This is a genomic window from Bradyrhizobium sp. USDA 4504, assembly GCF_054063995.1.
Map to the genome: position 1 here is coordinate 8,714,648 of NZ_JBSSGV010000001.1, position 26,456 is coordinate 8,741,103.

Consider the following 26,456-nt stretch of genomic DNA (forward strand, 5'->3'; position numbering starts at 1 on the left):
TGGTGGTTGCCAAGCGAGGAACACGGCATTTCCACGCTTTTCTCAAATTGGAACTGAACCATCCAGTGATTTTGGGCATTTAATCTATGTTACGCGCTCGAAGCGAAGCATTCAAACCAAGGGAGCCACACCCATGGGACAGTCAAAGCCCTACCGTGCGAAGGCCCTGGTGGTTGAGGACGACCCGATGCAGCGCGAGATGATCGGGCTGCTGCTGGAGGAGAGCGAGTTCGACGTCATCGCCTGCGAGAGCGCCGAGGCCGCCGAGCTGGTGCTGCAGGGCAACGGCGACAACGTCGTGCTGATGATGACCGACGTCGAATTGGCCGGAAACATGACCGGCATCGAGCTCGCTTATGCCGCGAAGAAGTACAGACCCGATCTCGACGTGATCGTCACCTCGGGCAAGCCGCTGCGGCAGCGCCTGCCCGAAGGCGCCTTGTTCTGGGCCAAGCCCTGGGCGCCGCTGGACGTGATCCGGGTCGCCGAGATGAAGGCGTCGGAGCTTTCGCATCGCGGATGGCGCAGGTCGTCATAACGGGGTGTCGACGCTGGCGCCGGGCGGAGGCCGGCAGCCGCTTCCGCCGTCCCCGTCGCCGTGATATTGGCGGACGATGTCCCGTCCGCCTGTCCCGCCCGCCGAGGATTTGAAGTGACCTGGTCCTTTCTGCTGACGTCGCTGATCGTGGTGGCCTCGCCCGGCACCGGCGTGCTCTATACGCTGGCGGTGGCGCTGACCCGGGGAGCGCGGGCGAGCGTCGCGGCGGCGTTCGGCTGCACGCTCGGGATCGTGCCGCAGATGATCGCGGCGATGCTCGGGCTCGCCGCCATCCTGCACACCAGCGCCGTGGCGTTCGCGGCGCTGAAATGGGGCGGCGTCGTCTATCTGCTCTACATGGCCTGGCAGGCGCTGCGCGAGCGCGGCGCGCTTGCCGTCGACACCGAGATCAAGCCGCGCTCGCGCCGGCGGGTGATCGTGACCGCGATCCTGATCAACATCCTCAATCCAAAGCTGTCGATCTTCTTCCTGGCCTTCCTGCCGCAGTTCATCGCGGTCGACGAGCCGCACCCGCTGGCGCGGATGGTCGAGCTCAGCGGTGTCTTCATGGCGATGACCTTTGCGGTGTTCGCGGTCTACGGGCTGTTCGCCGCCTCGGTGCGCGACCGCGTCATCACCCGGCCGAAGGTGATGGCCTGGCTGCGGCGAAGCTTTGCCGCGGGCTTTGCCCTGCTCGGCGCCAGGCTCGCCTTGGCGGAGCGCTGACGTCGCGGCCGTCACGCCCGGACGCAGGCAATAAAAAAGCAGGCGTTGCGCCTGCTGCCTTGCGCCCCGTCAGTTCGGGGCCGATCGATGTAGGGTGGTGAATTCGAGGTTGACGTCGCTGCGACCGGTTGTCCCGGTCCGGGTGCCCGGGCAGGGCAAGAGCCGCTACCCGGGCTGGAATTCGTTACTTCTTGGCGGCCTTCTTCTTGGTGGCCTTTTTCGCCTTCGCCTTCTTCGCCTTCTTCGCTTTCTTAGCCATAGTATCCTCTCAGGGTTTCATGGATTGAACGCGACTCCGAGGCATGCTTGGCGGAGGGCCAGCCTCGCAACATCCTCGATATCAAACTCAGCAGATTCGGAGGCTGCTGCCGCGTGCTGTCACGGCGTCGTCATCGTGTTATCCACAACTGTTACGCGTTTTCGCCAGCTTTTTCGCAAAGCGTTGCGCATGTCGCGCGTCGCGGCGTCGGCGCATCCGTCATGCTTAACGATGCGCAAACGGCGGATGCGCAGATCTTCATCAATTCAAAACCACGGCGCGGATTGGCACGTTGTGGGTGACGCTCCGTTAAGCGGCGCGGCCGCATGCTGTTCCGTAAGACAACGGGGATTGTCATTTGAGGAAGCGCCCCGGGGGCATGATCCGGACAAGTGCGAAGCGGTTTTCCGAAAAGATCATGCCAAAACAAGAATCTAACGCGCGATGATGATTCAGCCTGATCTCATCGCGCTTTAGCGGCAGACGGTCATTTCAGGAGAGGCGAGGCCGATACGGCTCTCGAACAGGGGCGATGTTGAGCGTTCCGACGCTTTGGACGGTATTCATTATCAATTTTCTCGCGCTCGGGCTGATCTGGGCCTATGTCGCGCGCAGCTATCCTGCTTTCGGCGCGGCGCGGTTCTGGACCGCGTCGGCCCTCGTCGCCTCCGCCGGGGCCAGCTGCGCGATGCTTCGCGTGATGCTGACGGACTCGCTGCTGCCGCTGCTTGCGGCCGGGACCTTGATGGTGTTCGCCGCCGGCCTTGCCGCGATGGGCATCGAGCGGTTCTACGACAAGCCTGCGACCTGGCGCGCCACCCTGCTGACCACGGCGCTGGCCTTCGCCGGTCTCGGCACCTTCATCTTCGCCTATGACAGCATGCCGATGCGCATCCTGGTCTACACCATTGCCCAGGTCACGCCGTTCGCGCTGACGCTGAAGCTGTTGCTATCGTCCGAGAACGGCCGCGTCAGCCCCGGTGCCCGGCTCGCCGGCATCGTCGCCTCCGTGCTGATCGGCATCTATGCGCTGCGTGCCGTCGGCGCGCTGCTGCAGCCCGGCGAGTTCTCCTTCCTCCGCTTCTCTGCGGGGCAGTCGCTGGTGATCCTGCTGATGGTGTTCCTGTCGATGGCGCTCAATTTCGGCTTCCTGCTGATGGCGATCGACCGGCTGCGCAACGAGGTCGCCGACCTCGCGCTGCTCGACGATCTCACCGGCGTCGGCAACCGCCGCCATCTCTTGCAGCGGCTGACCGAGGAATGCGCGCGCTCCGACCGCAACGGCGAGGCGTTCGCGCTGCTGGTGATCGACCTCGACGGCTTCAAGGGCATCAACGACACCCATGGCCACGCCGCCGGCGACGCCTGCCTGCAGCATTTCACGCTGATGGCGCAGACGCGGCTCCGCCCGGGCGACATGCTGGCCCGCACCGGCGGCGACGAGTTCTGCATCGTGTTGCCGTCCTCGACGCTGCGCGAAGGCGCGATGATCGCGCGCCGCGTGCTCGAGGTCTGCCGCGCCGATGCCGAGCAGTGCACCGGCAGGGACATTCCGATCGCGGTCTCGATCGGCGTCGCGCAATGGACCCGCGAGATCGGCCTGCATCCCGATCGCCTGGTCGCCGCCGCCGACCACGCGCTCTACGACGCCAAGAAGGGCGGCAAGAACGGCTACGCGACCTACGAGCCGAAGCCGGCGCCCGAGACGGTCGAGGCGAGCCTGCGCAAGCGCGCCTGAGCGTGCTAACGAGAGACGACACCGGATCTCCGTGATGATGCCTCGCCTGCTCACCGCACTTCTTGTGCTTGTCCTGTTCGCTGCCGCATCGGCCGAAACGCCCGATCTCGCGGCCATCGCGCGATCGCAAGGCACGCCCGAGATTCCCGGCTTGAAGATGGTCTGGCTGGCGCCCTGGGGCGACGTCGCCAAATCGCATCCCTGGCGCAATATCATCGTGCACCAGACCGAGGGGCCGCAGGGCTCGGCGCGATACGGCGCCGAGGCGCAGCACAAGAACCCGACCCGGCGCGGCGTCATGATCTGGGTCGAAACCGACGGCACGGTCTATTGGGCGGTCGCCGACAGCCTCGTTCCGACCCACACAGACGGCGCCGATCGCAACGACAACAAATACATCGACAACAGCAAGACCTATCACCAGGTGAACAAGGACACGTCGATCGGCGTCGAGTTCTCCGGCAATTATCCCGACGTCACGACGGGCCCGACCGACGCACAGGTCGCGGCCTGGCGGGTGCTGGTGAAGCTGCTGCGCGCGCGTTACGGCATCCCGCCGGAGCGCGTCTACGCCCACAACTGGATCGACTTCAAGGATGCCCGCTACTGCGAGGGCTGCGCGCTCGCCACCATGGCGCGGCAGTGGGGCGAGTAGGGCGGGTACTCATCAAAATCCCGGACGCCTGCGTTCGGGGACGAAGCGGCAACCGGACCGGACCTCGCCGATATCGCCTTCTGAGCCCCTAGCCGACATAGCCAAGAGCGCCTGTTTTGTCCGCTTCGTGGGATGGGTGGAGCGAAGCGATACCCATCAAGCTTGTGCTGCGCGTTCGGATGATGGGTATCGCTGCGCTCCACCTATCCTACGGACTGGCCAGGGCAGCCTTGACCCATCGCGGACATTTCCTCGTCTTCATCCATTGATCTGGATCAATGCGTCCCCTCACGTTCGCGTTGGCATCGTTCGTTCTGCCAATCCATACGGAGGGTACTATGGAAAGCGCATGCAGGTATCCCTTAGCGTTGATCGTCTTTGCGTTGGCACCGTCTGCTTTCGCCGCCGAGCTCCCAAAAGAAGGCAACTTCGATTACACGGCGTGCTGGTCGGGCACGAGCAACACTATCTCATTTTCCAAGACCCACATCGCGCGAAGCTATGAGCATACCGGCTCTATCCGAAGCAATCCTCCGGGTGGGCTTTTCGACAAAGATACATTCCGGTGCGTAGGGGTTAGTGCATCTCTTGGTGGGAAGATTACTGGCACCACGGTCTGCGAGTCCATTGACCGAGACGGTGATAAGCGACTTTCGTACTTCTCGACGTCAGAAGGAAAGGTAACCAGAGAAACAGTCGCGGGGACTGGGAAGTACGACGGCATGGTCATGACCGCAACGATACAACCCTTAGGGCCTTTCCCGGTCATCAAAGAGGGAACCTTTCAAGACTGCAATCACCAGACTGGTACCTATACGTTGAAGTGATGTTGCATCTTTGCGCGAGGGCCGCCTTTGGGCGGCCCTTGCTTTGCCCGAACCGGCGATCGAATGTGGACGATGGGTGTTGCAGCACAGGGGCTGGCGTTAACGACGCTTGGCGATTTCCAGCCTGGGCGACATCGCTTCGAAGCTTGTTAAAATTTGCCGGGTACCCCTTCCGGGCATTGCGATCAGGGGAGAAGTATGGGTAAGCGGGCTAAACGTGGAAAGACCGAGACGCTCGCGCTACCAGTGGCCGGAAGAGTTGTAGTTGGCGTCGTGGCCGCTGCCGCATTGGGGTACGGCTTGCTGTGGCGGCCGGCGGGCGTTCAACCGATACGGAAGCAAGCCGCGCACCAGGTGCCGGCACCATCTAGTCCTACAGCGTCGACTCCCATTCATGTAGCGGCGGCGGTTCAGGCGCCAGCGCCAGCTCCGGTTCCGATCCCGGTCGCCGCGCCCCGGATCGAAACACCAAAAGCCGCTGACGCTCCCGGAAAATTTGCTCGGCAGGTGGTTGACTACGTCAGTCACCAGCCGCCGGGCACCGTCGTCATCGATAGCGGAAACACATTCCTCTATCTGGTTCTGAATGGCGGGCAGGCGATGCGCTACGGCATCGGTGTCGGCCGCGAAGGTTTCACATGGTCCGGTGAGCAGGTCGTGGCCCGCAAGACAGAATGGCCGGATTGGCGTCCGCCGGCAGAGATGATTTCGCGCCAGCCTTATCTGCCGCGGTTCATGGCGGGCGGTCCTGGCAATCCGCTCGGTGCCCGGGCGATGTATCTGGGCGATACCGAATACAGAATCCACGGCACCAACAAGCCCGATACGATCGGGAAGCGGGTTTCATCCGGCTGCATCCGGCTGACCAATGACGACGTCATGGACCTCTATGATCGGGTGAAAGTCGGCGCGAAAGTGATCGTGCTTCCGGCACCAGCTGCCCATCGACCATCCCCGGGCGCGCCGCCCGACGCCGCCGTCTCATCGCAGGAACCGGCGTCGCCGTCGAGCTGGCCCTCGGCAGCCAACGCGCAACCGCAGGCTTCTCGATCGAAGATGGCCGACGCCCAGTAACTCAATTCTTCTGTCCCAGCTCTACAACTTGAGAAGCAGCCCCGTTCAAAATGGGCTGGGTGGCCGCACCGTAACCTGCGGCATGCCAGGCGTCGGTGCGCTGTATGAGACCGTATGATCGCGTGCGTGGGGCATTGGTAGTAGCGCGCTGCAGCAACAGCGGTTTCTTGTGGATCAAATCCGGGAAAGTCGTAGCGTCGTGAGTAGAGGCTGTGCCGCTACAGCCTTCCAGCCCCGGCAGCCCCAGCTCACCCCCTGAGCTGGGGCTTGCTTGGTTCCTCGTTCGATGGTCGATCGGGATGGATGGCGTCGAGTACGGCCTGATAGGTCTAGCGATCGTTTTCTTCGTCGTCGGCGGGGGCGCTCTTCTGCTCGGATGATCAGCGCTACAACCCCCACACCATCGCGACGGCCAAGAGCACCAGCATGCAGGGACCGCGGTCACAGGCGCCCTTTCGCGTTAGCGATCACGTCTCACTGAGCACATCGTAAATCGGCAAATGCCCGCGGCAATTGCCATTCGGAACTGGTCCTAACCAACAGACGGGCAGGCAAATCGCATGCGCAAAAGTAGTAGCGCGCCGCAGCATTGCGGTTCGTAGTGGATAGAAATTGGGAAAAAGGCGCAATGTAACGTCGTGGGCGGAGGGCGGCCGCTACAGCCTCCGAAGCCGCGTCAGTCCCAGCTCAATCCGCCTTCCAGCTGGGCGCACCGGACGGGGAGGGAGATTTCATGAGGGCAGCGCTCTTGGCATTATCGCTCGTTGGTCAGCCGCCCGTACAAATTTCAGACAGTGTTCCCAACTTCGACATCAAGTCGCTTTGCGCGGACGTTTCCGTTGACGATAAAGCGTCGGGACTTCCCCAGGACGCGAGCAAGTGCGTGAGTGACGAGGCGGTTGCGCGGCAGCAGCTAAACTCGATCTGGCTAACTGTCCCGGCGGGACCGCGAGAAAGTTGCGAACTCATGGCAGGGTCAGGGCAAGTACAAAGCTATGTCGAACTCCTCATTTGCTTGAAAATGATTGACTGGGACTCGCCATCGACAGTGCCCTCTCAGAGGCCCAGGCAAGGTTCGAAAACGCCAGGCAATTAACCCAGTTCGATGAATTGCGACGGAGCGCTGTGAAGCGTGCGGAGAGGTCACCATTCAGTCTTCCGAGCGCAGAGTCGCTTCGATGCGCTGGATCAGCCGCTCCCGCAGCGAAGGCACCGCGTTGCCGAGAACGGCGAAGGTGCGGACGATGGGCAAATACGGCTCCATTGCCGCCGTTAGATCCGCGAGAGACATGCCGTTGAGCCGGGCATATTCGGATTGCGCCGCCGCATTGGTCGCGCGCGGCCGCTCCGGATTGTCGGCGACTTCCGGCCCGAGCTCGGACAGGATCACGCGCAAGAACCCAAGCTCGAGGACGGCGGGCCCGCGCATCGCGCTGACCCAGTCGACCAGCTTTGGGCCTTCCGCTGTCATGATCACGTTACCGGGGCTCAGGTCGGTATGGCAGAGCCCGTCGCCCGGCGGCAAGCGATCGATCAGCGCGAGGATTTCAGTGGCGATGTGCTTCGGCAGCTTGCCGTCGTCGTGCTCCAACTGAGCCTCCATATACTCGCGCATGGAGAGGACCTCCGGCGGCAGGGGCGTCTTGTGAATGGACATGGCGAGAGCCGCGACGATCGCGCCGGCCTGTTCGAACGTCACCGCGCCGGTTCGGGTTAGCTGTAGCAGGGTCGGTCCGTCGAGGCGCTGCAGCACGATGCCGAAGCGCCCGTCCAGGGTCACCTCTCCGAACACCTCCGGCACCGGAGCGCCGGCGGCGTGGACGGCGCGGATCATGTGCACCTCGAACCAGGGCATCCGCCGCGGCAAGCCGGGCTTGAACAGTTTGACGACTCGCCCCGGCGCCCAGGCGTAGGCTTCGGAGTAGGCGCCTTCACCGATCTTTTCCCCCAGCGATCCTCGCATGCCCGTTCTCCGCCGTGCAGAGCAAACACCGGCGGCGAGCAAAAAGGAACCCCTCCCGTCGCGGGGCCGCCGGACACCATCGCTGACGGCCTGCGTGACCATCGAGAACGCCGGGTCTTCGAGGTGAACCGGAAGTCCCTCGGTAGCGGAAAGGCTTTGGCGAGTCTCGTCCGAGCCTTCAGCTCGGTTCAATCCAATGGGAAGGATTCGAGACGTACATGGTTCCTCGCGTCAAGAAAGCGGACAATTCAAGTCCCACACCTAAAAACGGCAAGTCGAGCACAATGACGCCCGAGCCCTTGGCTGCCTCGAATCCTCCGTACAGCGTGTGGAGTGCATTTCTCACGTTTTGAAGTAAGCCAATAGCCGTAAAGGTGTTACGCGTATTCAGCGCGGGTGCCACGTACCTGCCGTTTTTCAAGCCATCGATGAAGTACTTGCTGTTATGGATCGATTGTAGTGCCGATTTCGAGATCAGCTTTTCGGTAAATGCGACATTGACGCCCCAGTCATTCAGGGGTTCACGGTGCAACTCATATGGAACGCTGAAACCAAAGCCGATAACAGCAACCGCCCCTCCGCTGCCTCCAAGACCCAGTCCCCACCGGCTGCTAATAATCTGGAGATCAAAGGTCTCCAAATCTCCCAGGTTCACGACGTACGCGGTCGTGCTCTCGATGCCGCCGATCAACAACTGTCCGCCAGACTTGACGCCGAAGCCAAGCCAACGTTTGAAGAACTTGCGTTCCTCCGGATAAAATTGAGGTTTCGGTTGAGGCGGCGGTGGTGGCGGCGGCGGCGGTGGATTTGGCTTATTCCAAACCGAGATGATCACACCACGCCAGGCTTCGTTTTCCACCCCATCCATTTCACCTGCATACTTGGCCGCGCGTTCCCCTTTCGCCACCTCGAGCGCAACTTTGAAATTGTTGGGCACTTGCTTGCGAAGCAAATCAATTACGGCCCGCAGCCTATTCTGCGACAATTCCATGTTGAAATCGTCGCTGCCGGTACGACTCGCAAGTCCTATGATTGTAAGGCTTCCTCCGCTCCTCAACTTTGGAGCGACGACACTGATCAGCCAATTGGAATGTTCCGGCTTTATGGCGAACTTGCCGACTTCAAAGTTGAACAACTTCGCCGCAATCGTATCCGGTGCCTGAGATCCGTACTCCTGGATTTTTCCAGGTGATGCCATGTTGACTATCTCCCAACGGAGAGACCGACTGCGGAACGGGTAGGACCCGGATTGAATATCCGCGTATCAATGGGTCGCTTTGGAGTTTATGCCGGTTCATCGTCGCCCTCGGATTCCCGGCGGCTACTTGAAGGTGCCGTCGAAGTCGGTGAAGGCGAAGCCATAGGACACTCCGTGGTTTTCGGCGGAATGAGCGTGGGCGGCTCGGGTTTCATCGCGATGTCGCGGCGAAGCGCGGCAGTGGGCGAGTAGGGCCGCGTACTCCATCAAAATCCAGAACGCCTGCTTTCGGGGACGAAGCGGAAACCCGATCCGAGTTCAGGGATATCGCCTTCTGACCCGAAGCGGTCCTGCACGCGGATGGCGTCGTCGCGTGCGCCATCCGCTCCTGCAATCTATCTCTTGCTATCTCTTGCGAAGAAAAAGAGCCTCAGGCCTTCAGGTCCGTGATCCGCATGATCGCGACCACATTCCCATCATTGTACGCCTGCTCTTTTGTTTCCTTGTTACAGGTCCAGACAAAATTCTTCTTGCCCGTAAAGGTCTTTCCGTCCTGCTCAAGCCGAAGCTCCCCTTCGGTGATATGGCAGATCATGGCATTCATCATCGGGGGGCCCATGGTCTTCGATCCCGGCTGCATAATGACATCGCGCATTGAGACCGTCTTAAATCCTGGGATCAGGGATGGTGTCTCGCCTTCATATTCACGCACCACGACACCTGGCCAAGGTGCCGCATCCTTGTAGCCCGTGGCTTGAGCCTTGGCGGGCTTGATCATGGCAGTCGAAACCGCTGCCAACGCGATTCCCAGTGCGGACCTTCGATCGACCTTCCTCATCGCTTTTCTCCCGACGTTACCGAACGAGCGGCCGCAAATGCAGCGCGCAAAGTTCGTGGTGAACGGTGGTGTGAAACCGAAAAAAGAACGGCCTCTAGGAGAGCGTGTGCCTGCCGATAGCACCAGTGCTGCTCGTTTGCCCGGACGGTGATTTCGGCACGTCCCGCTTCAAGGGCCGTGACATTCTACGGCACCTGACGCATCCGGGGAACGGGTGGCGTTGCACGAAGACACTGCAGCCTGTCGGGAAGGTCCGAAACTGGCCCCTTAGCCGGCATGACCGAATGCGCCTCGCGAGTCCGCACCCGAGGCTGATGCGGACATTCGTCGGCAGGCGGATTGATGGCTACACGCCCCGGATCGAGGTGCGTGCCGAGCACCACTTTGCAAACAACAAAAAAGCCGGCGTTGCCGCCGGCTTTCGTGTCTGTTGGCTCGCTGCTGCGCGATCAGTGCGCGGCTTCGAGCGCGGCTTCCTGCCGGGCAATCGTGCCCTTCACGGCCGACTGCACCTTCTCGAACGCGCGGACCTCGATCTGCCGCACGCGCTCGCGCGACACGCCGAACTCGGCGGCGAGGTCTTCCAGCGTCATCGGCTCGTCCGCCAGACGCCGCGCCTCGAAGATGCGGCGTTCGCGCGGGTTGAGCACGCCGATCGCACCGTTCAGGGCCTGGCGGCGATGATCGAACTCCTCGCTCTCGGCCATCAGGGCTTCGGCGTTGGGCGAGTTGTCGACCAGCCAGTCCTGCCATTCGCCGGCTTCGCCGTCGTCGCGGATCGGGGCGTTGAGCGACGCGTCACCGCCGAGGCGGCGGTTCATGTCGATCACGTCCTGATCGGTCACGCCGAGGCGCTTGGCAATCAGCTTGACCTGGTCGGGGTGGAGATCACCCTCTTCCAGGGCCGAGATCTTGCTCTTCGCCTTGCGCAGGTTGAAGAAGAGCTTCTTCTGGTTCGCGGTGGTGCCCATCTTCACGAGCGACCAGGAACGCAGAATGTACTCTTGTATCGACGCCTTGATCCACCACATGGCGTAAGTGGCGAGACGGAAGCCCTTCTCCGGCTCGAATCGCTTCACCGCCTGCATCAGGCCGACATTGCCTTCCGAGACGACCTCGGAAATCGGCAAGCCGTAGCCGCGATAGCCCATGGCGATCTTGGCCACGAGCCTGAGATGGCTGGTGACGAGCTTATGCGCCGCGTCGCGATCGTCATGCTCGCGCCAACGCTTGGCGAGCATGTACTCCTGCTGGGGTTCCAGCATCGGGAACTTGCGGATCTCGGCGAGGTATCGAGAGAGGCCGGATTCTCCATTGAGGACCGGCAACGTAGCTGTACGGGCCATTAGAGCGCCCTCCAGTGGTTCAGGCCCCCGATAGCGGCGGGCCCGGCAGGTGGCCGCTGGGTTAAAGCCGGCCATGCTGCGATGTTCCGCGCTGGGTATTCAGCGCAGGTGCAACATATACCAAACTGTCCGTGATAGGGAAGGATTGCTGACGTCACGTCCCCGTGTGGCAGGTATAACCTGTTGTCATAACGCGGCTTTTCCGGGAGGGGTGCGTCATACCGCCGCTTCCAGCGCCCGTTGCAGAAGAAGCAAATCCTCCGGCAAAGGCGCCTCCCAGTGCAAAAGTTCTCCGGTCCGGGGGTGCTCCAATGCCAGCAGATAGGCGTGCAGGGCCTGCCGGCCCAGCGCAGTGAGTGTGTCCTTACCTTCCGCGCCGAGCTGCCCGGCCTTGGTCTTGAAGTGGGCGCCGTAAACGCTGTCGCCGAGCAGGGGATGGCCGAGATGGGCGAGGTGCACCCTGATCTGATGGGTCCGCCCGGTCTCGAGCCGGCACGCCAGCAGCGAGGCGACCGGCTTGCCGTCGCGGCCGGCGAAGCTCGAGAGCACCTCGAAATGGGTGATCGCCTCGCGGCCGCCCTGGCGCACCGCCATCTTCTCGCGGGCGTGCGGGTGACGATCGATCGGCGCGTCGATGGTGCCGTGGGGCCGGTTCGGCACGCCCCAGACGAACGCCATGTAGCCGCGCTCCATCGGCCCGGTGCGGCCATGGTCGGCGAACTGCGCGGTCAGCGACTGGTGGGCGTGGTCGTTTTTGGCGACCACCATCAGCCCCGTGGTGTCCTTGTCGAGGCGGTGCACGATGCCCGGCCGCTTGACCCCGCCGATGCCGGACAGGCTCGAGCCGCAATGGGCGATCAGCGCGTTGACCAGCGTTCCGCTGGCGTGGCCGGCGGCGGGATGCACGACGAGGCCCCTCGGCTTGTCGATGACGATGATGTCGTCGTCCTCGAACACGATATCGAGCGCGATGTCCTCGCCCTGCGGCTCGGCGGGCGCGGCCTCCGGCACGTCGATTATGATCGTATCGCCTTTGGCGACATGATAAGCGGGGTCGCGGACGACGGCGTCCTTGACGGTCACGGAACCGGCGAGGATCAGCGCCTTCAGCCGGGACCGGGACAGCTCGGGACTGCGCTGCGCGAGCACGCGGTCGAGCCGGGCCGAGCCCTCGTCGCCGGCGACGACGACCTCCAGCTTCCGACCGCCATTCGAAGAGACTTGTTGCGAAGACACTTGCAAAGATAGAGCCTTGTGATGACCGACACCGCTGTGACCGAACCGACCCCCGACCAGGCCGCGCTGATCGCGCGGGTGCGGCGCATGATGCTGATCGCGGGCCTGACCTCGGCACTGGCCGTGGCCGTCGTATTGATTGCCATCGGCTACCGCCTTTATCGCAGCGAGGGAAGCCCCGTTTCCGTTTCCGACGTCACTGCTGCGCTGCCGAAAGGCGCGCGCATCGTCGCCACCGGTGTCGCCGGCGAACGATTGGTCCTCACGCTTGACGTGGGCGGTGCAACAGAGATTCGCACATTTGATGCAAAGACGCTGAAACCTGTCGGCAGGCTGAGCTTCGTCAACGAACCCTGATCGCAGCAATCGCGAAGCCGCGCGGTCGATCAACCGAAAGCTGCAGCGTATTTTTTGCGCATGCGTTCGCGCATCGAGAAGGTGTGCCGCCATCTTTTCGGCCGAGTTGCACGTTCAGCTTGCGCCATGTCGCGATCCAACCCGAGCGCTTCCATCGAACAGTCCGGTGAGTCCGATCTGTCGGGCCCGTGCGCCGACCCGACGCGCCGCGCGGTGTTGACCGCGCTCGCAGGCTGCGCCTGTCTCGCCGCGATCGAGCCCGCGGCCGCCGATGATGACGAACAGCCCGGCGCCAATGAGCGGCCGCAAAAAGCGGATCGGCTCGTGCGCGCCGAGGGCGACAAGGCGGGCCAGGTCATCAAGTCGGAAGATCTGACCTTGGGCGGCCCGCCCATTCGCGCCTGGCCGCAGGACCCGAACACCTCGGTCGTTCGCAAGGGCTCGCGGCTGAACGAGGTCGTGCTGGTCAAGCTCGATCCCGCCGAACTCGACGATGCCACGCGCGCCCGCGCCCCTGACGGCATCGTCTGCTACTCGGTCATCTGCACGCATGCCGGATGTCCGATCACTGCCTGGTTGAAGGAAGAGCAGGGCGACAAGAGCGTTCTGAAATGCCTCTGTCACAACTCCGAATACGATCCGCGGCAGAATGCGCAGGTCGTGTTCGGGCCGGCGCCACGTCGCCTCGCGGCATTGCCGCTGACGGTTGCCGACGGCGCGATCACGGTCGCAGCGCCATTCGTCGGAAAGGTGGGTGCTCAGCAGGGAGGATGAGGCCACATCGGGATTTCTGCATGACCTAAACTGAAAAAATCAAAACAGAGCAGGGAGGTAGCATCTCATGACAAGCAAGCAGTGGTTACTGTCGAGTTGTGTCGCATTCACGTGCCTCATTTCGACCTATGCCGTCGCGGGGCCGATCGAAAACTACAGTTCGGTGACCTCGGCGCGTCTCGAAAATCCCGAACCCGGCAACTGGATGCTGTATCGCCGGACCTATGACGGACAGGGGTATAGTCCGCTCAACCAGATCAACACCTCCAACGTCAAGGACCTCAAGCCGGTCTGGACCTTCTCGACCGGCGTCATCGAGGGCCATGAGGCGCCGCCGATCGTCAACAACGGCGTGATGTTTGCCGCGACCCCGATGGGGCAGGTGATCGCGCTCAACGCCAAGACCGGCGAGGAGTACTGGCGCTACAAGCGGCAGCTTCCCGACGATCTGTTCCAGCTGCACCCGACGAGCCGTGGCGTCGGCCTGTGGCAGGACAAGGTCTACTTCGCCACCACCGACGACCATGTCGTCGCGCTCGATGCCAAGACCGGCAAGGTGGTCTGGGACACCAAGGTCCAGGACTACAAGAAGGGTCAGTATCTGACGCTGATGCCGCTGGTGGTCGACGGCAAGGTGATCGTCGGCGGCTCCGGCGGCGAGTTCGGCGTGCGCGGCTATGTCGTCGCCTACGATGCCGAGAGCGGCAAGGAGCTCTGGCGCACCTTCACCATCCCCGGCGAAGGCGAGCCCGGGCACGAGACCTGGAGTGGCGACGACTGGAAGTCGGGCGGTGGATCGGCCTGGATGACCGGCACCTACGACAAGGACAACAAGACGATCCTCTGGGGCGTCGGCAACGCTGCGCCGTGGCCGGGCTCGGCTCACGCCGGCGACAACCTCTACACCAGCTCGGTGATCGGTCTCGATCCCGAGACCGGCAAGATCAAGAAGCACTTCCAGTATCATCAGAACGATTCCTGGGACTGGGACGAGGTCGATGCGCCGATGCTGGTCGACCTGCAGCGTGACGGACGTTCGTTCAAGAGCTTGATCCACCCGGGACGCGACGCCATCTTCTGGGTGCTCGAGAACAAGCCCGACAAGATCAACTACGTGTCCGGCTGGCCGTTCGTGAAGACCAATGTCTGGAAAGGCATCGAGGCCGAGACCGGTCGGCCGATCGTCGATCCCGAGCACAAGCCGGTGATCGGCAAGCGGGTCGAGTTCTGCCCGTCGCTGTGGGGCGGCAAGGATTGGCCGTCGGCGGCGTACAGCCAGAGCACCAAGCTCGTCTACGTTCCCGCCAACGAGAACTTCTGCGGCGGCTTCACGGGCGAGAAGCAGCCGCTGGTACCCGGCCAGCTCTGGCTCGGCACCAAGCCGGAGGACATCGGACTGACGCCGGCACCGAACGCCGATCATTTTGGCGAGTTGCAGGCGTGGGATCCGGCCACCGGCAAGAAGGTCTGGCAGCACGACTTCAAGACCTCGCAGCTGTTCGGCTCGGTGACGGCGACCGCGGGCGATCTGGTTCTCGCCGGCGGCACCAACGACCGGATGTTCCGCATCTTCAACGCCAAGACCGGCGAGCTGTTGTGGGAGCAGAAGACCAACTCCGGCATCATGGCGATGCCGATGTCCTATGAGGTCGACGGAACGCAATACATCGCGGTCCAGTCGGGTTGGGGCGTCGACGCGCAACGCATCCAGGATGCTCTGGCCGGCAAGGTCAAGGGCTTCGAGAACAACGTCCCGCAAGGCGGCGTGATCTGGGTGTTCGCGCTCGACAAGAAGTAAGCCACGTGATCCGAGCTTCGGTCCTGATTGAATCAGGACCGAAGCGCCGGCTTGTTATGACGCGTTTTCTCGAAGCGAAACGGTGTTCGTTCCGTTCGAAAACGCTTCTCACCTATAGGGGGCGATGCGATCGGGAAGCGGCGGATGGGGAGACCGCCGCTTCCCGGTCCGCGCTTGCTTTATTTGCCCTTGGTATCGACCTTCCGCTTCTCGTCGTCGTTCATCTGCTTGATCGTGGGATCGCGGCTGGCCTCGCCAGTGGTCTGGCCGGTGGTCGCTGGCGGGCCGCTGCTCGGAACCGAGTTCTGGTCGGGCAGCACCCGCGCCGGACGGGTCGCCGTTGCGTTCGGCGGCGAGGCGGTCTGGGCAAGCGCCGTCTGTGTCGCAAAAAGCAAGACGCCCGCGGACAGGGTTGCCGCGAGCGTCCCGAATGTTTGAGGTGGGGTTCTCATCGATCTGCTCCAGTGGATCGATGAGAACGACCTATCTCGTCCGACGTTCCAGCTTCAGGTCTCCAGCTGCTTGCCGATCGGAAGGGCGCGGATGCGCTTTCCGGTCGCGGCAAAGATCGCGTTGATCAATGCCGGCGCGAACGGCGGCACGCCGGGCTCGCCGACGCCGCTCGGCGGGGTGTCCGCGCCGGGCGGCACGATGTAGACGTTGGTGATCACAGGCGACTCGTCCATCCGGATCACCGGGAAGTCGTCGAAATTGCCCTGCTGCACCTTGCCGTCCTTGAAGCTGATCTCGCCGTATTTGGCCAGACTCAGCCCCATGATCGCGGCACCCTCGATCTGCGAGTGGATCCGTTCCGGATTGACATAGGTGCCGCAATCGATCGCGGTGTCGACCCGCGGCACCGAGAACTTGCCCTTGTCGTCGACCGCCACCTCGACGATGGTCGCGATGTAGCTGACGAACGAGCGGTGCACCGCGATGCCGAGGCCGTGGCCCTTCGGCACCTTGCGGCCCCACTCGCCCTTCTCGGCGACCAGCTCGACCACCTTGCGCAAGCGCGCGGTGTCGATTGGGTAGCTGTCATAGGGCTCGCCGTAGTTCCAGGGATCCTTCACCGAGGAGAGGTTGACGATCCGCGGGCTTCCGATCAGCTCCAGCAGCATCTCCTTCTGGTCGCGGCCCGTCGCATGCGCGATTTCCCCGACCATGGATTGCACCGCGAAGGCGCGCGGGATGTTGGAGACCGAGCGGAACCAGCCGATCCGCGTGAACGCGGCCGCTTCCGGATTCTCGCACTGCAGGTTGGCGATCTCGAACGGGTTGTCGATCAGGCCCATGCCGAGCTCGAACGGCGCCTCGTGATTGGCGCCGGCGGCGAAGGTCGAGGCGATGGTTGGCGCCACGCTGCGGTGCCGCCACGCAATCACCTTGCCGCTCTTGTCGAGACCGGCCTCGATCCGTTCCACCGAGACGGTGTGCAGGAAGTCGTGATGCACGTCGTCCTCACGGGTCCACTGCACCTTGACCGGCGCGCCGAGCTCCTTCGACAGCAATGCCGCCTCGAGCGCGAAGTCGCATTTCGACTTGCGGCCGAAGCCGCCGCCGAGCAGCGTCACGTTGACGGTGACATTGTCCTCGGGAATGCCGAGCGTCTTGGCGACGTCCTCGCGGGTGCCGCCGGGGCTCTGCACCGGCGCCCAGATCGTGGCCTTGTCGCCCTTGACGTCGGCCACCGCGACCGGCGGCTCCATGCTGACATGGGCGAGATGCGGCAAATAGTACTCGCCCGTGATCACCTTGTCGGCGCCCTTCAGCGCCGCATCGACGTCGCCTTCCTTGCGCACCACGAGGCCGGGCTTGCGCGCGGCTTCCTCGAGCGAGGCACGATAGGTGATGGAGTCGTATTTGGCGTTGGCGCCGTCGTCCCAGACGATCTTCAGCGCGTCGCGGCCCTTGATCGCAGCACCCGTGTTGCGCGCAATCACGGCCACGCCGCCGAGCGGCTGGAACTTGGACGGCCAGGGCCAGCCCTTGACCTCCATCACCTTCTCGACGCCCGGCACCTTCTTGGCCGCGCTGTCGTCGAACGACTTGAGCTTGCCGCCGGTGACCGGCGGACGCGCGATGACGGCGTATTTCAGGCCGGGCAGCCGGACATCGGCGCCGTAATGCGCCTTGCCGGTGGTGATGTCGTGCAGGTCGACGATCGAGACCTGGCCCTTGCCGAGATAGCGGAAGTCCTTGGGGTCCTTCAGCTTGAGGCCCTCGACGCTCGGCACCGACTCCTTTGCGGCGTCGGCCGCGAGTTCGCCGAAGCCTGCCTTGCGGCCGCTCGCGCTGTGCACCACCTCGTGGTTCTGCGCCTTCACCTCGGTGACCGGCACGCCCCATTTCTTGGCGGCGGCGGCTTCCAGCATCGAGCGCGCCGAGGCGCCGATCTGGCGCATCGGGATCAGATAGTGCCGCGTGCTGCGCGAGCCGTCGGTGTCCTGGTTGCCGAACTTGACCTCGTCGCCATGCGCCTGTTGGACATGGACGCGCGACCAGTCGGCCTCCATTTCCTCGGCGACGATCAAGGGCAGGCTGGTGCGGACGCCGGTGCCCATCTCGGAGCGGTGCGCCAGGATGGTGACGATGCCGTCGGGGGCGATCGCGACGAACACGCGCGGGTCGACCACGACGCCGTGCGGCATCTTGCCGGCGCCGGTTTCATAGGCGAACGCCTGGCGCGTCATCACGGGCGCGGCGAGCACGAAAGAGCCGGCGATGCCGAGCCCCTTGAGGATGCTGCGGCGCGAAACGTTCTCGACCTTCACGTGCTTCTCGAAGCCGCGAAGCTTGCTGGGATTGGTGCGGATATTCATGTCACACCCCCGTCGATGCGAGATGGACGGCATTCTCGATCCGCTGGTAGCAGCCGCAGCGGCAGATATTGCCCGCCATGGCTTCGCGGATCTGGTCGTGGCTGGGCTTCGGGTTCTGGTCCAGCAGCGCCGCGGCCTGCATGATCTGGCCGGCCTGGCAGTAGCCGCACTGCGGCACGTTGACCTGGCGCCAGGCCTTCTGCACCGGATGGTCGCCGGTCGGATGCAGCCCCTCGATGGTGGTGACCTCGCGGCCGACGACGTCGGACACCGAGGTGATGCAGGCGCGAACCGCCTCCTTGTCGACGATCACGGTGCAGGCGCCGCACAGCGCCTGGCCGCAGCCGAACTTGGTGCCCGTGAGGCCTGCTTCGTCACGGAGATACCAGAGCAGCGAAAGATCCGGGTCGCCGTCCCAATTCTGTTCCTGGCCGTTGATTTTTAGTTTGATCATGGTCTGTCCTCGCTCTGCTTAAGCTATTGACCTGTGCGGCGCGAGGTGCGGAACGTCTTCCATGGCCTGCGACCGCGCTGATGTTTGTTGTGCCAAGATATTCGTGAGCCAAATCTGCCGTGCGCCAAGGCCGTCAAGCGCTTGCGCTTTGTTCCAAGCACTCCTCTCGCTTGTCCGGCGCCGTGCGGGGCGCAGCATGGTGAAGGGCTGCGATGTTAGCAGAGACGGACGCCGGGTGACTTCACAGCCAAGTGTTTTGCATTGCCATTTGGCGAAAGCAGGGCCGTGCACGACGACGACATGACATCTCAGGGTGGCCATCATGCAATCGCGAGGGCGGTGCCACTGTCGCGTGCAGGTGCGACGCGCTCGGGCAAAGGCACGCGCGGCATCTCGCCCGGCACCGCCGTCCCCGGTGCGCGATTGCGCACTGGGGGCATCGCGCGGCGATGAACCCGGAATCCAGCGCTATGGCGCCGGATGCTCCCGGGGGCGTTCGTAAAGCATGCGTGACAAAATCCCCGCCGCAATGCACAAGGCATCTTGCGGCGGCCGGATTTCAAGGCTATTGCCTTGCCTCTCAACGCTCCCTTCGTCTAGCGGTTAGGACGCGGCCCTCTCAAGGCTGAAACAGGGGTTCGATTCCCCTAGGGAGCGCCAGCCTGAGACCTTTCGACTTGATTTCCCTTTCGTTTTCGGCGTTTTCCCCAAACCTGCGGAAGCGGTTTGGGAAATCCTGTTCGCGTTCCGTCCTTCAAGCTTGATCACCGCGTCTTCAGCGAGGGCCGCCTGATCAGCCTCCTCCGTATAGCGCTCAGCTTCAGCTAGCGTCGTGTGTCCGAGGACAGACATGATCATCTTCGCCGTTGCGCCGGCTTCGGCGAGCAAACGTCCGGCGGCTTTCCGTAGACCGTGCGGCTTGCAATCGAGAGGCAGTCCGGCCTTCGAGATAGCGTCGCGCATCCATCCACTGAAACCATCAACGGTGAAGGACTTGCCATAAGCAGTCGTAATGATCACGACGCGTTGCATGTCATATGCGTTGAGCGCTTCGACGGTGTCCCGATGCAACGGGATGAGGAGCTCGCGCCCAGTCTTCTGTTGCTTTATCCTGATCTTGCGCTCTGGCGTGATGTGCGTCTGCGCCATCCTGACTACGTCGGAGCGACGCTGACCCAGATTGAGGAACAGGTGAAACGCAGTGCGCTGCTTGGTCCCGAGCGGCCAGCATTTTTTGAATTGCTCAATTTCGTCGTCGGTCCACGACCGAATTTTCTTGATCTTCGGCCGCTTGATACCCAATGACGGATCATGCTTCAGCCATCCGATATTGATCGCGTGACGAATCAGTATCCGGAGCTTCTTCAGTGTATCGAGTGCCGCACCTGGGCGATTCGCATAGGGTTGAAGAATGCCAGTGATGATGCGCTCGCGCGAGAGCCCGGCGACCGTGCGATGACCGTGTTCGATCCGGAGCGTCTCAAGACGGCCAATGTAGCCCGTCTTGCTCGTGTCACGGAGGCCAACGTATTCGGCGCTCTTCATGTAGGAGGCGATGAGCGCCGCGATAGTGCCAGGCGCGGCCGGCACAAACCGATCTCGGACCGGTACGAATTGGCCGAGCAACGCGGCTTGGTATGCCACCATAAATTCTTCGCTCGTGGGGTCGTTCGGCAGACGAGAGCGAGGTCCTTTCCCACGTCGAAAGGATAGATACGTATGGCCCTTGACGTGATTACGCTCGACGTGAAGCGGCAGCTTGCGGGGCATCGATATCCTTCCACGTGTCGTCAACGCGGGTATTATTGCCATCGGAAGGCAGTTCATCAATGGCGATGTCAAGTTGACGGACATCCCAAGCCCGACGCCGCTCCCCGAGCAATCGTGCTCGGGGCATTTGGCCGTTCTTCACCATCTCATCAAAGGTGTTGGGTGACACGCAGACGTACGCGGCGGCGGCCTCGCGACTGATGAGCCGTGGTGCCAGTGATGGCGGTAGCGCTGTTTGCCGTGGCATCGCGATGCCCTATGACAGGCGATCCATTCCGCCGATCTGTGCATCGCAACATGAAGGTGCTTGGCTCGTCCAAGCAAGGGCGCGCGGTCCGATTCGGAAGCCCATGCGTGCAGTGGCGCAGAAATCGGATGGTAGCACGGGACAATGCGTGTTCAGCCTCAAAATTCTCGTCGATGAATGTCGGGCCTCTGTGAAGGAACGGAAGAGGCTCCCGCGAGCAGGTCGGTCAGGAAGGCATGGGTCGCAAGAGCGGATGTGACAATCAGGACCGAACGCTGCTGGTTGGTAGGGATGAATAACACGTACACACCAGATCGCCGATGAGGTCATCGACGGCAACACAAGACGGCAGGTGCTATGGCGCGGTCACCAATATTGAGCCTTTCGTTCCGCTCCGCCGACGGCGGCCTGCGTCAAAGCCCGCAGCACACATGTAGGAGATCAGCCTGATTCTAGATCCTGATCACTTTCCAAAATCTTGCCGGCCTAACGCCTGAACTTGATGCCGCCCGACTCTAGGTGCGGGCTGCTGATTGCGGTTCGTACTTCGTGTAGGCCCGACGGATTTCCATCTGGCTCCCTCGTTGGACGACACGGACCTTGCGGGATCCATCTACCAACTGGGACGCGACGTCTTGCGCGTGCACGGACCAACGACTGGTCACTAGACCAGGCATTGCAGAGCCTGGTGAAAATTGGATGCCGCTCGAGGGTCGGCGCCGAAAAGCCGGCTACTTGGCCAAGAAATGCTTCTTTGAAAGTTACCGCTTCTCCGAGGATCAATGAGATGAATTCGTTGGGATCGGCGAGAGCAATTGATCTTTGCGTAGTCAAAGGAATGACGCGATGGAAGAAACGGTTGATGATCGCCTATTGGCGGCAATTGATAGGCTAGCAAGATCCTCCAGCGAGGTTGCCGAAGCTTTGTCGACAATGCTTAGCAAGCAGGACGTTGCAAATGAACACCTGCGCAAACTTGTAACTGCTGCGGAAATGCACGGGCTACCCAGAACAAACCATAGCTTGTTTCGTACTTTGTCTGTGATTGCGCAGGAACAAGCCATTGAGATAATCCGTACAGAAATGGCCGATGCTGTGTTTTTTGCCGATCATGATGAGTTCAGGTTTGATGCCTTGTCAAAAGCGGGTGCGGGTGTTGTCCTCGAGTTCGGCGTCTATAGCGGTTACACCATCAGCACCATGGCCGAGCGATTTCCAGAGCGGAAGTTTTATGGCTTTGATAGCTTTATTGGCCTCCCGGAGCGCTGGGACGGATACCTTCCAGTGGACTTCGATCGCGGAGGTAAGGCGCCTGACGTTCCGGAGAACGTAGAGCTTGTTGTTGGTCTGTTTGATGAGACGATTCCGGCGTTTGCTCAGCGCGAGCTAGCCATTGCGTTCATCCACGTCGATTGCGACATATATATTTAAGCACAAGAAGTATTTTTACGGGTCTCAAGTCTCAGATTCGTCCGGGATGCGTTATCGTGTTTGACGAATACTTCAACTACGTAGGGTTCGAGAAGCATGAAAGATTAGCGTTCGACGAATTCATAGGTGAGACCAACTATGGTGTTAATTTGATATCGTATTGGGGGCAACAGGCCGCTTGTGTACTGACGACGGGTACGTAGTGGCTGCAAGCCGAATACGACCGTCTGACGCGACGCCTGCGCCATGCATGTCGACAAGCTCGACGGCCGGATCGACAATACAATCTATAACGTGATGTCAGAGGAATGGCGCAAAGAGCAGGATCGCTGCTCGCGGAAGATCGTCGGCGCCAGGTGTCTCCGCGTGCGTGCGTGTGTCGTCTGGTGGGCCTGGCAGGACTCGAACCTGCAACCAGTCCGTTATGAGCGGACGGCTCTAACCATTGAGCTACAGGCCCCGCTGCTGAGACGACGGCGCAGCATCGTTTACAATTTGTCTGGCGCTCCGGCAAGGTTGAGCCACGCTTCCGCGCCCGCGCTTCGGACTTTTCCGCAGGTTTTCCTTTCCGTTCTCTGAAGCTTAAATTCGACCTTCAAGCCTGCTTTGGCGCAGTTGTCATGCGTCATCCTGTAAGCGCGCGACGTGCGTAGAATTAGCAGGCCGCTCATTCTGCGGCAAAGTCACCGACTCACTTCAGTCAGCTAAAACGGACCGCGAGCTTTCTGTCTGGCAACGCCACAAGTCTCGCGCGGTAGTGATCAGAGTTCGTTTTGACAAACCTTGGTATAGGGTTTGCAGCCCATTCGATATCACTCACTTACCTTTGTAGAGTTGTGCATCCGTCACGTTGTTTCTAGTTTCGATGTTGAAGCTGGGCATTCGATTGAACGGGCGAAGCCTTTAAGCTCACTTGAATCGCTGCCGGAAGCAGTTGAGTCCCATTCAGACCTAAGGACAAGATTAAATGGAAACACGTGAGCGCTCGTCCACATCTTGAGGTGGACCTCAGGTGATTGTGCGCAAAAAGACATGGGTCTTGATCTTGCGAAGGTGCTTCTTGTTCGAGATCGCGATCTGCGATCCGAACGGCGGGGCTGAGTTAATCCAAGCAACCAGGATGCAAGAAGCGGAGGATTGAGCTCTCTGCTTGGGAAGCATGTAAGCCTTTAGAGCACCCGTTTCCGCTTCCCTCATAATAGTGGCTTCGCCGCGGTCGCCTTTGATGACGATGGCCTAGCGCGACTTGGCCGCGAATTTGCGTCACCCTCTTTGAATGCGAGTCGAGATGGCATTTACCGAGCTTTTCATCAAACGTCCGGTGTTGTCTATCGTCGTCAGTCTCCTGATCCTGCTGATCGGCCTTCGCGCTGCCGCCGTTTTACCGATCCGCCAGTATCCCAAGCTATCCAATACAGTCGTCAATATCACGACATCCTATCCTGGCGCATCCGCCGACATGATCCAGGGGTTCATCACCACTCCCCTGGAGCAGGCCGTCGCTTCGGCAGAGGGCGTCGACTACGTCACTTCCTCGTCGGTGCTCGGTACCTCAACGATCCAAGCCTACATCAAGCTCAATTTTGATCCCAATGAGGCACTCACCGAGGTGCTGTCTAAGGTCAACTCAGTCAAATATTTGATCCCGAAGGAATCAAACGATCCGGTTGTCACTAAATCAACCGGTCAGGCAACCGCTGTCATGTACATCGCCTTCTCCAGCGAGGAGCTGACGGCCAGCGCGATCTCCGATTATCTCTCGCGCGTCGTGCAACCGATTATGTCTACGGTAGACGGCGTCGCGGCGGCAGACATCCTGGGCGGCCAAAGTTTTGCGATGCGGCTATGGCTCGATGCTGCGAAAATGGCGGGGCACGGCGTGTCGCCTGCTGATGTTTCGGCTGCAATCGCCGCCAACAACTTCCAGACCGCGGCCGGCCAGACCAAGGGCTATTTCACTGTCTCCGATGTCACGACAAACACCGACCTGCGGAGTGTCGATGACTTCAAGCGCATGATTGTCAAAGCTCAAGACCGCGGCTTCGTGCGCATGGAGGATATTGCGACAATCGAGCTTGCCGCGCAGACCGCAGACGTCAGCGTCTCCATGAACGGCGAGCACGCGGTCTTCATCGGCGTGCGGGCGAGCCCGCAAGGCAATCCGCTAAACATAGCGCGAGGCGTTCGGGCGATGTTTCCGGAAATGGAGCGTAACCTGCCGCCATTACTGAAGATGAAAGTGGCTTACGACTCTACCAAATTCATTCAATCGTCGATCGATGAAGTCGAGAAGACGCTCATTGAGGCGATCGTGATTAGTAGTGGTGGTGATCTTCCTTTTCCTGGCCTCGCTGCGGTCGGTCATCATTCCTGTCGTCACTATTCCGTTGTCGCTCGTCGGTGTCTGCAGCATGATGCTGGCGCTCGGGTTTTCGTTCAATCTGCTTACCCTCCTTGCGATGGTGCTCGCGATCGGTCTCGTGGTCGACGACGCGATCGTCGTGGTAGAGAACATTCATCGCCATCTAGAAGAAGGTGCGCCGCCCCCGCAGGCTGCTGCGAGAGGCGCGCGCGAGATCGTTGGCCCCGTTGTCTCCATGACGATTACGTTGGCCGCCGTATACGCCCCCATCGGCTTTCTTAGTGGCCTCACCGGTGCGCTGTTCCGCGAGTTCGCGTTTACATTGGCGGGGGCGGTGATCGTGTCGGGCGTGATCGCTTTGACGCTATCGCCCATGATGTGCTCGGTCTTCCTGAGGGGCGCTGAGGAGGGACGGTTTGCTAGAATTGTGAACCGTGTGTTCGGCGCCATGACACGCTGGTATGGCCGCAAGCTCGACCGCTCGCTCGACTATCGCCCAATTACCGGGCTGTTTGCCGTGACCATGCTGGGCCTCGTCGGCTTTCTCTGCGTGAACACTTCCAAGGAACTCGCGCCGGAGGAGGATCAAGGGATTGTATTCGCACTAACCAAGGCGCCGAAATACGCCAATATTGACTATCTCGACTATTACGGCGCCAAGCTCGAAAAGGCGCTTCGGAAGTTTTCCGAGACCGATTTGAGCTTCGTGCTCAATGGTAGTGGCGGTTCGCAGGCGGGTATGGCCGGCATGTTGCTCAAGCCATGGGACGAGCGCAAGCGATCGTCGATAGTTCTTAAGTCCCTACTCCAAGCCGAGCTGTCCAAAATCGAAGGTATCAACGCATTTGCTTTTAGCTTGCCGGCACTTCCGGGCGGATCGGACGGTCTGCCAGTGCAGATGGTGATCAATTCGACGCTCGGCTTCCAATCTGTCTATGAGCAGATGTCGAAACTGAAGGACGCCGCACGTAAGAGCGGCCTGTTCATGATCAGCGACTCTGATCTCGAGTTCAACCAGCCGGTGGTGCGAATCAAGGTCGATCGATCCAAGGCCAACGATCTTGGCATCACCATGCAGAATGTCGGTAACGCGCTCGCCATCCTACTTGGCGGAAACTATATCAATCGCTTCAATCTGCAGGGTCGCTCCTACGAGGTGATTCCGCAGGTGCCGCGTGAGAAACGCCTGGCCCCGGAAGCGATCGGGAACTATTATGTGAAGACTGCGACGGCCTCGATGCTTCCGCTGTCTACCGTCGTCTCGGTCGAGACTGCGACTGATCCGAACGCGCTCACCCACTACAACCAGCTCAACTGCGCGACCTTTCAGGCCGTGCCGATGCCTGGCGTCACGATCGGTCAAGCCGTGGAATTCCTGGAGGCGGAGGCACAGAAGCTGCCTGCAGGCTTCAGCCACGACTTCCTTGCGGACGCCCGGCAATATGTGCACGAGGGTAACCAGCTGGCCATCACGTTCGCATTTGCACTGATCGTCATATTCTTGGTGCTTGCGGCGCAGTTCGAAAGTCTGCGCGATCCCATCATCATTATGATCAGTGTGCCGATGGCAATCGTCGGCGCCTTGATACCGCTATTCTTTGGCTGGGCGACGATGAACATCTACACCCAGGTCGGATTGCTGACGCTTGTCGGCTTGATTTCCAAGCACGGCATCCTGATGGTTGAGTTCGCAAATGAGCTGCAACTCAGGCAGAGACTTGACCGTCGCTCGGCGATAGAGATGGCGGCGCGCGTCCGACTTCGTCCAATCTTGATGACTACGGCGGCGATGGTCGCGGGCCTGATACCCTTATTGACCGCAACGGGAGCCGGAGCCGCGAGCCGCTTCTCGATCGGGCTCGTGATCGTCGCCGGTATGTCTGTCGGCACGCTGTTCACGCTCTTCGTGTTGCCGGCGGTCTATGTTGCGATAGCATCCGATCACCGTGCCGACGCGAGTTCGGGCTACGACAAGGGTGGCCTCGCGGGAGCCGTTAATGCCCAGCTGGCCAAGCATTGATGTCAAACCACTCCGGGTTGACG

At 61.4% G+C, this 26,456-nt stretch carries 17 protein-coding genes, 2 tRNA genes and 2 pseudogenes; 11 read left to right on the top strand and 10 right to left on the bottom strand.

Annotation, left to right across the window (positions count from 1 at the left end; all coding sequences use genetic code 11):
- Positions 1-133: 133 nt before the first annotated feature.
- The 5 genes from ACVMB1_RS40960 (at position 134) to ACVMB1_RS40980 (ending at position 5,817) form a co-directional block, all read left to right on the top strand.
- Positions 134-538, top strand: coding sequence for a response regulator (locus ACVMB1_RS40960; protein WP_057018055.1), 405 nt, complete (start codon positions 134-136; stop codon positions 536-538).
- A 114-nt stretch (positions 539-652) separates the two neighbouring features.
- The gene (locus ACVMB1_RS40965) at positions 653-1,264 is read left to right on the top strand and encodes a LysE family translocator (protein ID WP_038386831.1); all 612 of its coding nucleotides are present in this window, start codon (positions 653-655) and stop codon (positions 1,262-1,264) included.
- Between the two features lie 791 nt (positions 1,265-2,055).
- Positions 2,056-3,261, top strand: a complete 1,206-nt coding sequence (locus tag ACVMB1_RS40970; protein ID WP_076827935.1) for a GGDEF domain-containing protein — start codon at positions 2,056-2,058, stop codon at positions 3,259-3,261.
- Positions 3,262-3,295: 34 nt separating this feature from the next.
- On the top strand, positions 3,296-3,916 hold the full coding sequence (locus ACVMB1_RS40975) for a peptidoglycan recognition protein family protein (RefSeq protein WP_057018053.1): 621 nt from the start codon (positions 3,296-3,298) through the stop codon (positions 3,914-3,916).
- A 1,025-nt stretch (positions 3,917-4,941) separates the two neighbouring features.
- Positions 4,942-5,817, top strand: a complete 876-nt coding sequence (locus ACVMB1_RS40980) for a L,D-transpeptidase (protein ID WP_076827933.1) — start codon at positions 4,942-4,944, stop codon at positions 5,815-5,817.
- A 1,150-nt stretch (positions 5,818-6,967) separates the two neighbouring features.
- On the opposite strand, the gene ACVMB1_RS40985 is transcribed toward ACVMB1_RS40980, so the two are convergent.
- From ACVMB1_RS40985 to ACVMB1_RS41005, 5 genes are all read right to left on the bottom strand, one after another.
- Positions 6,968-7,780, bottom strand: coding sequence for an aminoglycoside phosphotransferase family protein (locus ACVMB1_RS40985; RefSeq protein WP_076827929.1), 813 nt, complete (start codon positions 7,778-7,780; stop codon positions 6,968-6,970).
- Between the two features lie 178 nt (positions 7,781-7,958).
- Positions 7,959-8,978, bottom strand: coding sequence for an OmpA family protein (locus ACVMB1_RS40990; RefSeq protein ID WP_141340036.1), 1,020 nt, complete (start codon positions 8,976-8,978; stop codon positions 7,959-7,961).
- Positions 8,979-9,408: 430 nt separating this feature from the next.
- A complete protein-coding gene (locus tag ACVMB1_RS40995; RefSeq protein ID WP_057018049.1) occupies positions 9,409-9,816 on the bottom strand; it encodes a hypothetical protein in 408 nt (135 codons plus the stop codon).
- A 449-nt stretch (positions 9,817-10,265) separates the two neighbouring features.
- On the bottom strand, positions 10,266-11,162 hold the full coding sequence (gene rpoH, locus ACVMB1_RS41000) for an RNA polymerase sigma factor RpoH (protein ID WP_024581019.1): 897 nt from the start codon (positions 11,160-11,162) through the stop codon (positions 10,266-10,268).
- 216 nt (positions 11,163-11,378) lie between these two features.
- Positions 11,379-12,398, bottom strand: coding sequence for an RluA family pseudouridine synthase (locus tag ACVMB1_RS41005; protein WP_244435987.1), 1,020 nt, complete (start codon positions 12,396-12,398; stop codon positions 11,379-11,381).
- Positions 12,399-12,419: 21 nt separating this feature from the next.
- Here ACVMB1_RS41005 and ACVMB1_RS41010 point away from each other — a divergent pair, with 21 nt between their 5' ends.
- From ACVMB1_RS41010 to ACVMB1_RS41020, 3 genes are all read left to right on the top strand, one after another.
- Complete coding sequence (locus ACVMB1_RS41010) at positions 12,420-12,755, top strand: hypothetical protein (RefSeq protein WP_028333161.1); 336 nt, start codon at positions 12,420-12,422, stop codon at positions 12,753-12,755.
- A gap of 126 nt (positions 12,756-12,881) precedes the next feature.
- Complete coding sequence (locus tag ACVMB1_RS41015; protein WP_076827927.1) at positions 12,882-13,529, top strand: QcrA and Rieske domain-containing protein; 648 nt, start codon at positions 12,882-12,884, stop codon at positions 13,527-13,529.
- Between the two features lie 67 nt (positions 13,530-13,596).
- On the top strand, positions 13,597-15,327 hold the full coding sequence (locus tag ACVMB1_RS41020; RefSeq protein ID WP_038387773.1) for a methanol/ethanol family PQQ-dependent dehydrogenase: 1,731 nt from the start codon (positions 13,597-13,599) through the stop codon (positions 15,325-15,327).
- Between the two features lie 179 nt (positions 15,328-15,506).
- Here ACVMB1_RS41020 and ACVMB1_RS41025 read toward each other — a convergent pair whose 3' ends face one another.
- From ACVMB1_RS41025 to ACVMB1_RS41035, 3 genes are read right to left on the bottom strand one after another with little or no spacing between them, the layout of a single operon-like run.
- Positions 15,507-15,779, bottom strand: a complete 273-nt coding sequence (locus ACVMB1_RS41025) for a hypothetical protein (protein WP_057018047.1) — start codon at positions 15,777-15,779, stop codon at positions 15,507-15,509.
- Between the two features lie 54 nt (positions 15,780-15,833).
- Complete coding sequence (locus ACVMB1_RS41030) at positions 15,834-18,149, bottom strand: xanthine dehydrogenase family protein molybdopterin-binding subunit (RefSeq protein WP_076827925.1); 2,316 nt, start codon at positions 18,147-18,149, stop codon at positions 15,834-15,836.
- A 1-nt stretch (position 18,150) separates the two neighbouring features.
- The gene (locus ACVMB1_RS41035; protein ID WP_028333166.1) at positions 18,151-18,603 is read right to left on the bottom strand and encodes a (2Fe-2S)-binding protein; all 453 of its coding nucleotides are present in this window, start codon (positions 18,601-18,603) and stop codon (positions 18,151-18,153) included.
- Between the two features lie 585 nt (positions 18,604-19,188).
- Here ACVMB1_RS41035 and ACVMB1_RS41040 point away from each other — a divergent pair.
- Positions 19,189-19,263 (top strand) — tRNA-Glu (locus ACVMB1_RS41040).
- A 189-nt stretch (positions 19,264-19,452) separates the two neighbouring features.
- On the opposite strand, the pseudogene ACVMB1_RS41045 reads toward ACVMB1_RS41040, so the two are convergent.
- Positions 19,453-20,457: pseudogene (locus tag ACVMB1_RS41045) on the bottom strand (tyrosine-type recombinase/integrase); the annotation flags it as partial.
- Positions 20,458-21,466: 1,009 nt separating this feature from the next.
- On the opposite strand from ACVMB1_RS41045, the gene ACVMB1_RS41050 reads away from it, so the two are divergent.
- Entirely contained in the window at positions 21,467-22,051 is a 585-nt protein-coding gene (locus ACVMB1_RS41050; protein WP_456849751.1) for a hypothetical protein, read from the top strand.
- A 384-nt stretch (positions 22,052-22,435) separates the two neighbouring features.
- On the opposite strand, the gene ACVMB1_RS41055 is transcribed toward ACVMB1_RS41050, so the two are convergent.
- Positions 22,436-22,511, bottom strand: a tRNA-Ile gene (locus ACVMB1_RS41055).
- Between the two features lie 828 nt (positions 22,512-23,339).
- Between ACVMB1_RS41055 and ACVMB1_RS41060 the strand changes: the two are divergent.
- Positions 23,340-26,433 (top strand): annotated as a pseudogene (locus ACVMB1_RS41060) (efflux RND transporter permease subunit).
- Positions 26,434-26,456 lie beyond the last annotated feature (23 nt).